The organism is Mesorhizobium sp. M0019 (assembly GCF_040323975.1).
Taxonomy (GTDB): Bacteria; Pseudomonadota; Alphaproteobacteria; order Rhizobiales; family Rhizobiaceae; genus Mesorhizobium.
On record NZ_JAMYVK010000052.1, the window covers coordinates 30,218 to 43,882 of the forward strand.

Consider the following 13,665-nt stretch of genomic DNA (forward strand, 5'->3'; position numbering starts at 1 on the left):
GGCTTTCCTCAACACTCGCCGAAATCGTCGGCCGTCGTGCCGGCGAATTCCTGGACAGCATGCAAGGTCGCGGTCTCGCTTTTCGTGCTCGGCAGTTCCTCCCTCACCGCAGGCTGGCAATCCCATGGTGCCGGTTCCCGCACCTGGCGCCAGATCGGGTTATGAATGGCGAGGTCGATCTGGCGTACGAGTTCCACCATGCCGTCATAGCCGGCGTAAGGATGTTGGCGCTCCTGGTTGATATCGAGCCAGGGTGTCTTGGCCTTCAGCGCGATGAACTGCGTGCGCCCGCCCGACAGCATAATATCGGCCTTGTGTTCTGACAGCATGGCGTAAAGGTCACGCGGCGTCATCTGCTCGAACATGTGGTTGTCGTCCTTGAGGATCTGCTTGATGCGCTCCTTGTCTCCGACGGTCGACTTCTTGACAGAGGTGCCGACGATCTTGATGCCGATCTCCATCAGCGCATGGACGACCGACCAGGACTTCACACCGCCGGTGTTGAGCAGCACGCGCTTGCCTTCGAGCCTCGGCCGGTAGGCCGCGAGCTTCTTCCATGCGATCGCCTCCTCATCTGCAATCAATGCCTCGGTGCGGCCGAGCATCTCCGGATCGGCACCCTTCTTCACGAGCAGCTGAGAGATCTGTCGGAGCGCTTCCGAGGTGTCGGTGATGCCGTAGAAGGAGCCCTCGAAGAACGGAATATCCCAGCGCTGCTCCATCTTGCGGGCGAGATTGATGAGCGCGGTCGAGCACACCATCATAGCCGCCCGGGCGCGGTGCGCGGAGGCAATGTCGAGGTAGCGCGCGTCGCCCGGAATGCAGGCGCGCACCCGGACGCCCAGCCGATCAAGGAGCGGCTTCACCAGCCAGAATTCGCCCGAGAGGTTGAATTCGCCAAGAATGTTGATGTCGTAAGGGCCGGCATCGTCGGGCTCCACCGTGCCGATGACATGCTCGAGCAACGCCTCGCCGGCAAGCTTGTTGCCGAGATTCTTGGAGCCGACGAAGCCCGGCGCATTGACCGGCACCACCGGCAGGCCGAACTTTTCCGCCGCGCGCTTGCAGACGGCCTCGATGTCGTCGCCGATCAGCGCCGTAACACAGGTCGGATAGACGAAGATCGCCGGCGGCCCATACGCCTCCTTGATCTCGCGGATCGCTTTGAAGAGCTTCCGCTCGCCCTGCCCCATCACAACATCGAGTTCGGTGAGGTCGGTCGTGAAGCTTGTGCGCCACAGCGTTGGCCCGGACGAAGCCGCACCGCGGTTGTCCCAGGAATTGCCCTCGCAGGCGAGCGGCGCATGGATCAAATGCGCAACGTCGGTGATCGGCTGCAACACGATCTTGGCGCCATCGAAGGCACAGCCGCCGGCCGCCGCCCCGGGGGTCAGTGGCTTCGAACAGCCCTTTTTGCTCGCCTTGGCATCCTTGCCGCGGTTCTTCTCGCAGGCAGGCTCGTTGAAGACATCCTGGATTTTGGCTCTGAGCAAGGACATTGCGTCGGTCTCCAAAGTCCCTCGGGAAGACGACCGGCCAAAGCCGACCGTCACGCTTAGCGGGTGAGGTCATACGAATAGTCGGTCACACCCGTCTCGCTTGTCTGGCGATCGAGCTGGTCGAAGATCTTGTCGAGGATCGTCGTCAGGACGCGCAACCCGCCTTGGTAGCCCATAAGCGCAAAGCGATGGTGATGGTGGCGGTCGAAGATCGGAAACGCCAGCCGGATCAGCGGCGTGCCGGTGTCGCGCTCCAGATACTTGCCATAGGAGTTGCCGATCAGCAGGTCCACCGGCTCGGTGAAGAGCAGCGAGCGCATCGCCCAGAGGTCATTGCCCGCCCAGACTTGAGCATCCTTGCCGAAGGGCGATGATGCAAGCAGTTCCTTCAACTCCGCTTCCCATGCCGAGGTGCCGTTGGTGGCGAGGCAATGGGTCGGCTCGCCACCCGTCTCCATGATGAAGCGGGCCATGGCGTAGACAAAGTCCGGATCGCCGTAGATGGCGTATTTCTTACCGTGCAGCCAAGATTGGCTGTCCGCCATGGCGTCAACAAGTCGGCCGCGCTCCAGGCGGATTGCCTCGGGGATTTCCTTGCCGGAAATCGCGGAGACCTCCATCAGGAAGTCGTCGGTTGCCTGGACTCCGAGAGGGTAATGGAACGAGGCAGTCGCCTGCCCTACCGCCTCGCAATACTCCAGTGTTTTTCGGGTGTTGTAATGCTGTAGCGAAAGTGTCGCCTCGGCGTTGAGTGCCTTCCTCACGTCTTCGATCTTCGTGCCGCCGTCATACATGCGGTATTCGCCGTCCGACGGCGTGTCGAACTGATCAGAGGCGTCTTGGATGAAGGTATAGGACACGCCTATCACATCGAGCAGGCGCTTAAGTTCCCGGTTGTTGCCAACGCAAAAGCCGTCGAAACCCGGAATGATGTTGATGATTCCCTCCGCTTCCGTTCGCTCCTCGCCTTTCCAGAAGTGCTCCAAAATGCCCTTGATCGTTACGTCATAGCCGTCGACATGACTACCGACGAAGGCCGGCGTGTGGGCGAAGGGCACGTCGAAGTCGCGCGGGACCGAGCCTTCGTCCTTGGCGTTCTCGATGAAGCTGTGCAGGTCGTCGCCAATGACCTCGGCCATACAAGTGGTCGAGACGGCGATCATCTTCGGGTCGTAGAGTTGATACGTGTTGGCTAGCCCGTCGACCATGTTCTTCAGACCGCCGAACACTGCCGCGTCCTCGGTCATCGAGGAGGAAACTGCCGAAGCAGGCTCCTTGAAATGGCGCGACAGGTGCGAGCGGTAATAGGCCACGCAGCCCTGGCTGCCGTGGACGAAGGACATGGTTCGCTCGAAGCCTGCGGCCGCGAACACCGCGCCGAGCGGCTGGCAGGCCTTGGCGGGGTTCACGACAAGCGCTTCGCGAGCAAGGTTCTTTTCGCGGTATTCCCACGTCTTGGTGAATTCGCGTTGGTCGGTAACGACCTGGTCCGGGTGCGGACATTCGAAATTCAGCCTCTTCTCGGCGAGCATCTGCCTGTATTCCGGCTCGCGGAACAGGGGCGCGTGGTCGAGAACTTTTTCAGCCGACTGCGGCATGGGTGGTTACCTCTTTCCATCTGGCCCGCCATACGGCGGCACAGGGACGTCGAAACGTTTCAGGTCTCCCGCGGACAAAGGGCCACAGGCGTTCAACGGCCTCCCGGCTTCCGGGAGGCCAGGTTTTCATTCGGCTGCGATCGCCGCCGACGGCTCGGCTTTTTTCTTCCAGGGGGCGTCGTAGAGGTTCCAGACCGGGTTGTTGATGGCGAGATCCATGTCGCGGGCGAAGATGGCGAAGCCGTCGTAGCCGTGATACGGGCCGGAATAATCCCAGGAATGCATTTGACGGAACGGTATGCCCATCTTCTGGACCGGGTACTTTTCTTTGATGCCGGAGCCAACGAGATCAGGACGGATCCCCTCGATGAACTTCTCCAGCTCGTAACCAGTCACGTCGTCATAGATCAGCGTGCCCTTCTTCACGTAATGGCCGGTACGCTGATAGTCGTCGTTATGGCCAAATTCGTACCCAGTGCCGACGATCACCATGCCCAGGTCCTCATATGCCGTGACGACGTGACGGGGGCGCAGCCCGCCGACATAGAGCATCACCGTCCTGCCTTCGAGGCGCGGCCGGTACTTGGCGATGACGGCATCGACCAACGGCCGGTATTTGGCGATGACCGCCTCGGCCTTGGCCTCGATTTCCGGCCCGAAATGCTTGGCTATCTTGCGCAGAGAGGCTTCGGTCTGGGAGGGGCCGAAGAAATTGTACTCCATCCAGTCGATGCCATACTTTTCCTCCATATGCCGGCAGATGTAGTTCATCGACCTGTAGCAATGGATGAGATTGAGCTTGGCCTTCGGCGCGCGCTCTATTTCGGCCAGCGTAGCGTCGCCCGACCAGTTGCCGACCACGCGCAGGCCCATCTCCTCGAGCAGGATGCGCGAAGCCCAGGCGTCGCCGCCGATATTGTAGTCGCCGATCACATTGACATCGTACGGGCTGGCCTCGAACTCGACGTCCTTCTTCTCGAACACCCAGTCGCGGATCGCGTCGTTGGCAATGTGGTGGCCGAGTGATTGCGAGACGCCGCGGAAGCCCTCGCAGCGCACCGGCACGATCGTCTTTTCGTGCTCCTTGGCCTTGTTGCGGGACACCGCTTCGGTGTCGTCGCCAATCAGGCCGATCGGACATTCGGATTGCACGCTCATGCCCTTGTTCAGCGGAAACAGTTCCTCGATCTCGTCGATGATCCGTTCCAGCTTCTTGTCGCCACCAAAAACAATGTCCTTCTCCTGGAAATCGGAGGTGAACTGCATCGTGACGAACGTGTCGATGCCGGTCGTGCCGACGTAGTAGTTGCGGCGTTGCGACCAGGAATATTGCCCGCAGCCGACCGGGCCGTGCGAGATATGGACCATATCCTTGACTGGACCCCACACCACGCCTTTCGAGCCGGCATAGGCGCAGCCGCGAATCGTCATCACGCCGGGGATGGACTTGATGTTCGATTTGACCTCGCATTCGGAAAGGACCTCGCTTTCATTGCCAGCCTCGTCGCCGCTCTTTGCGACGCTGAGGTGCTTCTTGCGGCGCTTCGCCGCCTTGTCAGGATATTGCGACAGCACCTCCTCGATAAGCTTCGCATGGAGGGCGCCGTCATTCTCGTATTCCAGGCTCATGGGACCCCTTTCAAGGTTCAGGGTGACGCCTCACCGACGAGGCGCCGTTCTTTGAAAGGCGCGCCAGGTCAGGCCGCGCCCCCAGTCAGTAGCGGTCGTTACTGTGCGGCCGCCTTCGCCGCTTCCTTGACCTGAAGCTCGGCAAGCATCTGCTCATCCGTCTTCATGATGCCGAAGTCGAGCAGCATGTCCTCGAGCTCCTCCATGGTGATCGGGGTGGGGATGGTGCCCTGGCCCGAATTGGCATGGATCTTCTCGGCCAGCGCCCGGTATTCCCCGGCCTGCTTGGAGTCCGGCGCATACTGGATGACAGACATCTTCCTGAGTTCGGCGTGCTGGACGATGTTGTCGCGCGGCACGAAGTGGATGAGCTTGGAATTGAGCCTGGAAGCCAGCGCTTCGGCGAGGTCGAGCTCGCGGTCGGTTTGGCGCTCGTTGCAGATCAGGCCGCCGAGCCGCACGCCGCCCGAATGGGCGTATTTCAGGATGCCCTTGGCGATGTTGTTGGCCGCATAGAGCGCCATCATCTCGCCGGACATGACGATATAGATTTCCTGGGCCTTGTTCTCGCGGATCGGCATCGCGAAACCGCCGCACACCACATCCCCGAGCACGTCGTAGGAGACATAGTCGACATCGTCGTAGGCACCGTTCTCCTCGAGGAAGTTGATCGAGGTGATCACACCGCGGCCGGCGCAGCCGACACCCGGCTCAGGGCCGCCCGACTCCACGCATTTGATGCCTTTGTAGCCGACCTTGAGCACGTCCGCGAGTTCCAGGTCTTCCACCGAACCTTCCTCTGCCGCGAGGTGCAGGACCGTATCCTGCGCCTTCGCGTTCAGGATCAGGCGGGTGGAGTCGGCTTTCGGGTCGCAGCCGACGATGAGGATTCTCTGCCCGAGGTCGACAAGGGCGGCGAGCGTATTTTGGGAGGTGGTGGACTTGCCGATGCCGCCCTTGCCGTAAAAGGCGATCTGACGCAAACCTGACATGTAGCTTTCCTTCCTTCGTTCCATTCATCGCGGCTGCCGCGACATGAATGCCGGTCGGGCAGCTGTCGCCGCCTCGCACCCAAGGATCTCAAGACTCGTGCCAACTTGGCTGATCGAACCGAAGAATAATTTCGTGGTTGCTTTTCAGGGATTTAGCTCGAGGCCAAAGAAAGGATCGTCGGAACAAGCCGTGTAGCGGACCCGACAATGGCGACACAAAGCGTCGGATCGCAATCCTCAGTCACCGCATTCGTTCGAACCGCATCGTTGTGTTGAGGTGGGCGAACAGCATCTCGACCCTCTAGCGTTAATTGCGGCACCGTGATGGAGCCGGAGGACGAGGCTGACAGCAGCAACACCGCCTGCAGAATTGCAGTGGAGTTCATCGCAGCGTTCACTTCGGCGAGGTTCCGGCGATCTTCTCCAGCGTAGACCGCGCCTGTGGAATGAACCGTGTCGCCACTGCGGGTGCGAGCGTGAGAAGCAGTTCGGCGGCGGACGCGATCGTTCGCTCGGGTCGCGCAAGCACAGCCTCGACCGGCGGCACCGTGGTCGCCGGAAACGAAAGGCGGAAGCGGCCGTTGCTGACCAGATAGGCGCACCCACCGAAAATCCACGCCACGAGCGGCTCTTCAACACCGAGACGGAGCCGCGAGGCATTGACATGGAACAGTAGCCATGCGCTTGCCCAGCAGAATTCGGCGGGGCGCGCCGTTAGGTCCTCGCGCAGCAGCCAGATCGTGTTGGCGGCGCCATCTCGATCGGTCGCGATTATCGTAAGGTCGCCACGCATGCGGCGAAGCAAGGAATGAAGTGCTCCGATCTCGGACGAGGCCAATCCCTCATGAACAACTGCGTCGATCGCGTCGAAAGCGCCGGCGAGCGCCGCGGCCGTGGCGAAGCTCAACAGATAGTCTTCAGCCGCACGGCGCAGGTCCTCATCGGCGTCTTGACGAATCGTCGCCAACGGTATCGTGCCGCGTCTGGGGTTCTTGAGCGCAGCGTCGGTTTCGAGCCACTCACCGGAGGCGACCATTTCGGCGACCGAGGCATGGCGCCGCACTCGCTGGACGAAATTGGTAGGATCGCGGGTTGCGATAGTCCTTCGATCCTCGGCGATCGCCGCTGAAAGCTCCGACGAGACGATCGGGCCCTCTACGAGATAGTCACGAAAATCGCGATAGAAGCCGGTGGGTGCCGCGAGTGCTTCGTCCGCATCGGCGAGTAGGTAGAAGGCGACGTCGAGGGCGACGACTGGATGTTCGCGGATAGCTTCAAGCGGCTCGGTGTTGCTGGCGCAGCCAGGCGAATAGATCACTTCTTCCTGAGCGCCGGCCTTGGTCCCCGTGATTTCGCGGTAAAGCCAGAGCAGGCCATGGCGCACGACACGGTGGCAATGGGCTTCGGCTAGCGTACCCTCCGGGTCGATGCCAGGCAGGGCCGACAGGGCGTCGCGCATCTTGACGATCGCGATTTCAGGCCGGCCCGCGCAATAAGCGGCATGGGCGGTATCGGCGAGCAGCCCGATCGCCATCGCGCGCACCGAAGGCATCTTGTCGAGCGTCGAAGCCTCCCCCTGAGCACGTTCGAACCATTGCTGGGCGGCTGCCCAGTCGCCGAGCGTCGCGGCGCTTATGCCAGCCTCGCGAGCGGTATAGGCCCGTTCGATAGTGTCCTGGCCGCCGGCTTCTGCAGCCGCTGTCAGCAGCGGCCGCCGCGGCATGATCGCGCCTGAGCCAATGGATCTTGGCCCGGGCGCGCGAAATTGCGATGTCGAAGCCGAATTTGTCCTCGGCTTGCGCGAGGCAGGCAAGTGCCCGTTCGGCATCGTCGCCATTCTCGTCGAGGCAAATGGCCCGCGCTATCGCGCAGCGCGTCGCGAGCATGGCATTGCCCCAGCTGATCGCGAGGTCTGCGCAGGCGGCATAATCGCGGGCAGCGGCCTCCCAATCAAACGTGTCGGTTCGCGATTCCTTGAGCCAGCCATGGTTGACGAGGATCGAAATATCGCCTCGCCCAGGCTGGAAGGATGAGAGGACCCGGTCGCGCGTCGCGGGCTCTTCATTATCAAGTCGCTCCAGGATTTCCTTGAACCGAGCGACCGTTCGGACGTTGCCAAGTTGCGCCCCAAACAACACGCCGCTCACATGCGGATCGCCGGCAACGGACTTGAAGTTGCTGTTGGCCGTGGCGAGTTGGGGCGAGATCCCAAGCAGCCGGTCGAACCGAAGTAGTATCTCCAACCAATCGGAAAAGAGCTCGCCGGTGCGCGGATGAAGTAGGAGCTTGGAAAGCGTGAAGCCCTCGATGAGTTCCGGTCCCGTCACATGAAAACGCTCGCGTTCGAAGGCGTCCCAGGCAGCCCGAGCATTCCCGGGAGTGCCATAAGGAAGAAGGACGAGCAACTGGGCCAGTCGCAGCTCGCCGACGCTGCGAGGTCTTGCGGGAAGATCGGCGTGTCGGTTGCGAAGGCCATAAGCTCGCCCAGGAAGGGAGCGAGAAAATCCAGCACCTCGACCGGGCAGGTGATCACACTATGCGCGAAGGCGAAGACGAAGCCACCCTCCTCGCTCCTGAGCGCGTGATGCATCGCTGCGGGCGCATCAAGTACGGAGATGCTCCTGGCCCGGAACATCGCGTCGGCAATGCGGCGATGAACGGCGCGGCATTCTGCGGAGGTGAGCACATCCTCAGCGGCATCTTCGAGCAATGGCGAAACCCGCAGTCGCTTTGTCCGATAGGGCTCGATCCAAGGACCAACGAGTTGGTCGAGCAGAAGGCCGGGAAGCGGTACGATCGGTTCCAGCCCCGCGATCTCTAGGGCAAGGCCGCGGTCGAACCCACCGCGGATCAGGCTAGCGCGCAGCAGCAGCGTCTGTGCGTCGGTCGGAAACGCCGCGATCAGGCGTTGTCGCGCTGCGCGCCGTTCCGCGCCCAGTTCGTCGGGGATCTGCCCGCCCAGGACCGCGCCAATCGATGCCCTTGACCAATTTGCTGACTTGAGATGGAGCAGCGCCGCCATGGTGAGCTGAGGATGGCCGCGTGCCGCAGCGCGATAGACCGCACCGGCGTAGTTGGTATCGCCGCCGGCCAACGCGACGAGTTCGGTAACTTCCTCCTCCGCCAGATACGCGACCTCGACTGCTGAGGGCGCCTCGGGTGCCAGTTGGTAATGGGTAGCCTTGGTCGGTGCGCGATAGCTTGTGATTACCGCAGTACAATCACGTCGCCGAAGGCTGGTGACGACGCGCAGCAGCGCATCACGTACGGCAGGATCGTCGATCTCGTTCACGTCATCCAGAATAAGGTGCGTTGCGGACGTGGCAGCCAGTTCCCCCCGCAGAAGCGACAACCGTGCGGCGGTCTCGGCGGGAGATAAGTTGCGGAAGTCGACGATCGACCACCGCCCTTCACAGCAGTCTGCCACGACGCGCGCGGCGAGCGACTTGCCCAATCCCGTCGCGCCGCTCGCGATCGCAACCCCTGCTGTGCGGCGTGCGGTGTCGAGCGCGGCGACCAAGTCTAATTCGCGGAGCCCGGATCGCGGGAAGAGGTAAGTCGCTCGCCGGTACCAGCAAGGCCGGTCGCGTGAAGGTCGCGCCTGTACCGCCGCCCTGGAACGCCGCCGATAGTTGCTGCAGAGGAACTGCAACAATGGCTGTCTCGTCGATTAGCACGAGGAGATCGGCACGACGCAATTGTCGCGCATTGCCAGTAACCGCCGTCATCAGCAGGCGCTCGACAACCGCCGGCAAAACAGCCCTCCCCGTATGGCTTGAGAGCCGTCTTGCGGATGCAACATATTCGATAAGCCCAGCCTCAAGCTCGTCGCGCATGCCCGCAATGCCCGGTGCGCCACAATCCCAGTGTATGCGCCGGAGGAAATCGCTCCGGAACGCATCGTCGTCCGTCAGTGCTTCGAGATGGGCTTTCGTGGACGGCTCGAGATCGAGCGCTGCCACCAGCGTGCGTAAGGGCCCGACATCGGCTCCCGCCGCGGCCCGGCGCCAATAATGAAGTGCGGCACCTCCTGCGATGCGATGCGCCTTGCTTCGCTCCACGCCGATTTCAGACGTGGTCAGATAGTGGAACGAAACAGCGCGCTTGGGATTGCGGTGCACGAGATCGAAGAAGGAATCGATTGCGGCGCGAACACCTGCCGACTGGAGGGTGATGTTCGCGCGTCCGCCCGTGTCTTTGACTTGGGTTCCTGCGAGCGCGTCACGTGTTGCGACTGCATAGTCTTCGGCCACTTCGAGGTGGAGGATCTCGCCGTCTCCCAAACCCAGCCAGGCCAAGCCTGATGCGTAGAGCTGATAGCCATAACCGCGCAGCGCAGCGGTTGCCTGGCGCGCGACATCACCCTTTGGTGCATCGAGGCTTGGTCCTGACCCGAAAACGCTCGTCAATAAAGCTCCTCCAGCACGGCACACCCCCGGCTCACGCTCGGTCGTCATAAATGCTCGCAAACGCTGTGCTCAGACCTGGATTGCGAGTCTCCCTGAATCGTACAACGGGGAGACGACGTTGCGCTACGAGGAAAGCTTTCCACCTAACCGCAGTCGCTCACCTGGTTTTTCGCGCACTCGAATACCTGTTGAAAAAGACCGCAAGCCGGCTGACGGCCTAGTGCCAACATTTCTCCTTCTCGGCCCAACACCCATGCCACCGGTAGGCCTCGGGCGATGCGGGCACCGCAAGCCATCACAGCGCGAGAACCAGCCACCGCCGTTCATCGCTAAGCCTTTTAGCGATGAACGGCCGCGCCTGGCACGCCGGGTCTGGCGAATCGCTAGATCAAATGCAAACTCGCGACTATGGTGTGAACCAATCCCGCAATGTGCAAAACAGGGTTCGAACACAAGACCTTACATACTCTGCGGACATTAGGCCGAAGGGCCACAATGTGCGATCTGCTTCAAAACTTTTAAAAGAAACAGCCGACAAACCGACGCGCCATGCGCGCTTTATCCTTCCATCTTAATCGGTTGTGTTTGGCAATACTTTTTATTCATCGTCGTTCCTCCTTACGGCTACGATAACATACGAATCTATTCTCTGTGCTACGATTCCGCTTTTGAACGTCGAGTTCCGATGCGCCGTGCAATCTTCCGCGCTCTGCGACGGGGTTAGTCGGCTGCATTGGTGCAGCGCTCGAACCGTCGTGGCGCTCGTCGAGACGGTTTTGCATTTGCTGGCAAAGGAAGCGTTTCGCAGCAATCCGAAGCTGATCCTGCCAGAGCGGCTTGGGCTCGATAACAAACGCCTGGTGATGAAGCCCAGCCTGGAGGTCGAAACCGAATTTCTTCGGCTCGAGTACAACGATTCCAAGACCATCATTCCCGACCTGTATGTTCGCGCGCTCGGCTATGACCTGTTCGTCGAGGTCGCCGTCACCCATTTCGCGGACAGCGCCAAAATCCAGCGCCTCAGGGAACACAAGATCCCCGCCGTCGAAATCGATCTATACAAGCCTCCGCGTGACTCGCTAAGGGTTGCCATCAACGAGGCGGTGCTGAAAACCGCAACGCGTCGGTGGCTCTATCATCCAGGCATCGAAGCTGCGCGGGCCAAGCAAGACGCAGATGAGCTCAAATGGCAGCAAGAACGGGGCAGGCGCGAGGCTGCCGCGACAGCCAAATACCGAAGCTGGGTTGAGCAAACAGCGGCAGCATACAGACAGGCACTGGCGAACCCGGTCGGCCGTGACTTCGTCGTCCCACGCGAGGTCGAGCTTCAAGCGATCGGTCTTGCAAAGTTTGTCGGCCGCGACGTCCCGGGCTTCGCCTGTTTTTCCGAACCGCCGGCGGTATGGCAAGCCATCATCCTGGCCGAGGTCTTTCATGATCGCTGCCTCGGCAACGCTCAGTGCAAAGCCGTGCCGATCGTCAACCATTTGGAAAAACGCCGGCTGATCCAAAAGGCCTTTCTGCGTGTGTCTGGCGAGGTGGCAGACGATGTCACCGCGATCGATGCCCGCTTCGCCCCGGCTTGGAAGGCAGTCGACAATTATCTGAATATTTGCTCGGTGAGGGTGTCCTTATCCCGCAAGGCTTCGGTTTCATACTCGCCCCGGCGTTCGCTAAACCATGGAACGAGAGGACCCTGGCAGCAAACCAAAGAACCACTTTGATTCAGGAGACCGTGCAGCGGGTAGGGTGGATACTTGGCGAGCTTCCCGAAGACGAACGCGCCGGCACAACGGTCGAGCAGTGGCTGCAATCGATCCACCAGGAATCCGGTTTGACGTATGACAGGGCACTGCGGTCGGAGGTCGAGGCGCCCAAGATCATGGGCGAAATCGAAACCATTGTGCAGATGCTGGAAGGAAACGGTCCTCTTTTCTATGGGAGCGCAGGGCTGCCTATCGGCAATGCGATTTCCCGCCGCAAAGCCAAGATGGAAGAACAGGCCGAAGTGCGCCGCCAACGGCAGCTGCTGGAAGCAAGTCGCCTTCGTCACTCGCGGCGGAGCGTCCTCGATGGGAACCTCCTGTTTCGTAACCTGCCGTACTTCATGAAGATCGAAAGGCGACCCACGCGTAGATGCCTACGAGGGCATGCATGTGGACGCGCCGAATAACGACGTAACCATCACTAACGTAACGACCGGGCAGAAGATTGTTGGCCGCTTCGCCTACCACAACGAGCTGAAACGGCCGGAGCTTATTTTCTGCTTTTGCCTCTCTATGGCTTATGATGACGGTTTGCGAAAATTCGGGGGAGCGCGCATAGAAATTACCGATGAGCAGGCATTGCGCGACCGCATCGCTGGCGCCTTATTGCGCCGAAGCCGTTACCGGCTCGATCGACCATTGTTGCGAGCCGACCGGATCACCTACTACCGAACTGATGCCGCCGTGGCCGAAGGGGTCGATATCAAGAACCCGACACACCTTCCTTTTTTGAAGCGCGATACCTACGCTGCGGAGCAGGAATACAGATATGTCTTTGCAAAGCGGGGAGGTTACGAGCTCAATCAGGTCATCGTGAACAGGCATCATGAGCGCAACGCCGACATTGGCAAATTGGAGGCTGACGAGATTACGGTTCGCATCGGCTCCATCCGAGATATTGCAAAGGTGAGGGCCGCCTGAGCTATCATTTGCATAGACTTGAACCTCTCACGCGCAGCTACGCTTTCATCACCACCCGGATGGGAGTTTGTGGTCTGCACAATCCCTTCGCCGTGCCCTGCGATCTCAAGTGCGAGATGCCGCGACGTCTAGTTGAGGCCGGCGAGCCATTTCTAAAAAAAGGCCCCGTGACAGAGGGGCCTCTGAATTATATCCAGCGTCGCTGACAAACCGTGGCATAGCGTAGACGAGATCAGCATAGGAAATGCCCTTCGTGATGGCCCCTTAAAGGCCTCATGAAGATCTACGCATACTGCCTCAACATCGAACAGGGCATTGCCCTAGGAAATCCGCCAGATGCCCTGCGGGTGAAATGCGAAAAACGGTCTACCATCCTTGGGTGGCTCTTCGGTAGGAACCCGTCGAGGTTCAGATATTGGGGTGGACTGTTCACCGATAGTGATGGGGTGGACGCCCCCTCGACGGCATCGATGTGCCAGAATGGTGGTGTTTGACAGCCACCGTAAGAGAGGGAGCGTCCACAATGGAAGTTAACACGATCGGGTTGGACCTAGCGAAGAATGTGTTTCAGGCGCATGGAGCCGATGCGGCGGGCGCCATTGTTTTCCGCAAGCAACTGCGACGCGACAAGGTGCTTGCGTTTCTCGCTGGGCAGCCGGCCTGCTTGGTCGCCATGGAGGCCTGTTCTGGGGCGCATCACTGGGCGCGCGAGATCGGCAAGCTCGGGCACACCGTTCGTCTGATCCCGCCATCCTATGTGAAGCCTTTCGTGAAGCGGCAGAAGAACGACGCCGCCGATGCCGAGGCGATCTGCGAGGCCGCGCAGCGGCCGACCATGCGCTTTGTCGCCG

General features: G+C 60.7%; 12 protein-coding genes. 5 read left to right on the forward strand and 7 right to left on the reverse strand.

Annotation, left to right across the window (positions count from 1 at the left end):
• Window positions 1-8 precede the first annotated feature (8 nt).
• The 5 genes from nifE to NKK47_RS28360 form a co-directional block, all read right to left on the reverse strand.
• On the reverse strand, window positions 9-1,499 hold the full coding sequence (gene nifE / locus NKK47_RS28340) for a nitrogenase iron-molybdenum cofactor biosynthesis protein NifE (RefSeq protein WP_352579086.1): 1,491 nt from the start codon (window positions 1,497-1,499) through the stop codon (window positions 9-11).
• Between the two features lie 56 nt (window positions 1,500-1,555).
• The gene (nifK, locus tag NKK47_RS28345; protein WP_352579087.1) at window positions 1,556-3,097 is read right to left on the reverse strand and encodes a nitrogenase molybdenum-iron protein subunit beta; all 1,542 of its coding nucleotides are present in this window, start codon (window positions 3,095-3,097) and stop codon (window positions 1,556-1,558) included.
• A gap of 126 nt (window positions 3,098-3,223) precedes the next feature.
• Window positions 3,224-4,726 (reverse strand): nitrogenase molybdenum-iron protein alpha chain, encoded by a 1,503-nt coding sequence (nifD, locus tag NKK47_RS28350; protein WP_352579088.1) that lies wholly within the window; start codon window positions 4,724-4,726, stop codon window positions 3,224-3,226.
• Between the two features lie 98 nt (window positions 4,727-4,824).
• Window positions 4,825-5,718 carry a nitrogenase iron protein gene (gene nifH / locus NKK47_RS28355; RefSeq protein WP_023801970.1) on the reverse strand — a complete coding sequence of 298 codons (894 nt, stop codon included), beginning with the start codon at window positions 5,716-5,718 and terminating at the stop codon, window positions 4,825-4,827.
• Window positions 5,719-6,112: 394 nt separating this feature from the next.
• Window positions 6,113-7,441 carry a hypothetical protein gene (locus tag NKK47_RS28360; protein WP_352579089.1) on the reverse strand — a complete coding sequence of 443 codons (1,329 nt, stop codon included), beginning with the start codon at window positions 7,439-7,441 and terminating at the stop codon, window positions 6,113-6,115.
• Here NKK47_RS28360 and NKK47_RS28365 point away from each other — a divergent pair.
• Window positions 7,440-7,751, forward strand: coding sequence for a hypothetical protein (locus NKK47_RS28365; protein WP_352579090.1), 312 nt, complete (start codon window positions 7,440-7,442; stop codon window positions 7,749-7,751). The two genes, NKK47_RS28360 and NKK47_RS28365, sit on opposite strands and share 2 nt — an antisense overlap.
• A gap of 290 nt (window positions 7,752-8,041) precedes the next feature.
• Here the strand turns inward: NKK47_RS28365 and NKK47_RS28370 are convergent, their stop codons facing one another.
• Together NKK47_RS28370 and NKK47_RS28375 are read right to left on the reverse strand one after the other, a co-directional pair.
• Entirely contained in the window at window positions 8,042-9,238 is a 1,197-nt protein-coding gene (locus tag NKK47_RS28370; RefSeq protein WP_352579091.1) for a hypothetical protein, read from the reverse strand.
• The gene (locus NKK47_RS28375) at window positions 9,129-10,175 is read right to left on the reverse strand and encodes a hypothetical protein (protein WP_352579092.1); all 1,047 of its coding nucleotides are present in this window, start codon (window positions 10,173-10,175) and stop codon (window positions 9,129-9,131) included. The genes NKK47_RS28370 and NKK47_RS28375 overlap by 110 nt, the downstream gene beginning before the upstream one ends.
• A 707-nt stretch (window positions 10,176-10,882) precedes the next feature.
• Between NKK47_RS28375 and NKK47_RS28380 the strand changes: the two genes are divergently transcribed.
• The 4 genes from NKK47_RS28380 to NKK47_RS28395 all read left to right on the forward strand — a co-directional run.
• Window positions 10,883-11,851 carry a hypothetical protein gene (locus NKK47_RS28380; protein WP_352579093.1) on the forward strand — a complete coding sequence of 323 codons (969 nt, stop codon included), beginning with the start codon at window positions 10,883-10,885 and terminating at the stop codon, window positions 11,849-11,851.
• On the forward strand, window positions 11,848-12,300 hold the full coding sequence (locus tag NKK47_RS28385; RefSeq protein ID WP_352579094.1) for a hypothetical protein: 453 nt from the start codon (window positions 11,848-11,850) through the stop codon (window positions 12,298-12,300). The genes NKK47_RS28380 and NKK47_RS28385 overlap by 4 nt, the downstream gene beginning before the upstream one ends.
• The gene (locus NKK47_RS28390; protein WP_352579095.1) at window positions 12,284-12,814 is read left to right on the forward strand and encodes a hypothetical protein; all 531 of its coding nucleotides are present in this window, start codon (window positions 12,284-12,286) and stop codon (window positions 12,812-12,814) included. The genes NKK47_RS28385 and NKK47_RS28390 overlap by 17 nt, the downstream gene beginning before the upstream one ends.
• A 523-nt stretch (window positions 12,815-13,337) precedes the next feature.
• A partial coding sequence (locus NKK47_RS28395) for an IS110 family transposase (RefSeq protein WP_352579096.1) occupies window positions 13,338-13,665 on the forward strand: 328 nt, incomplete at its 3' end.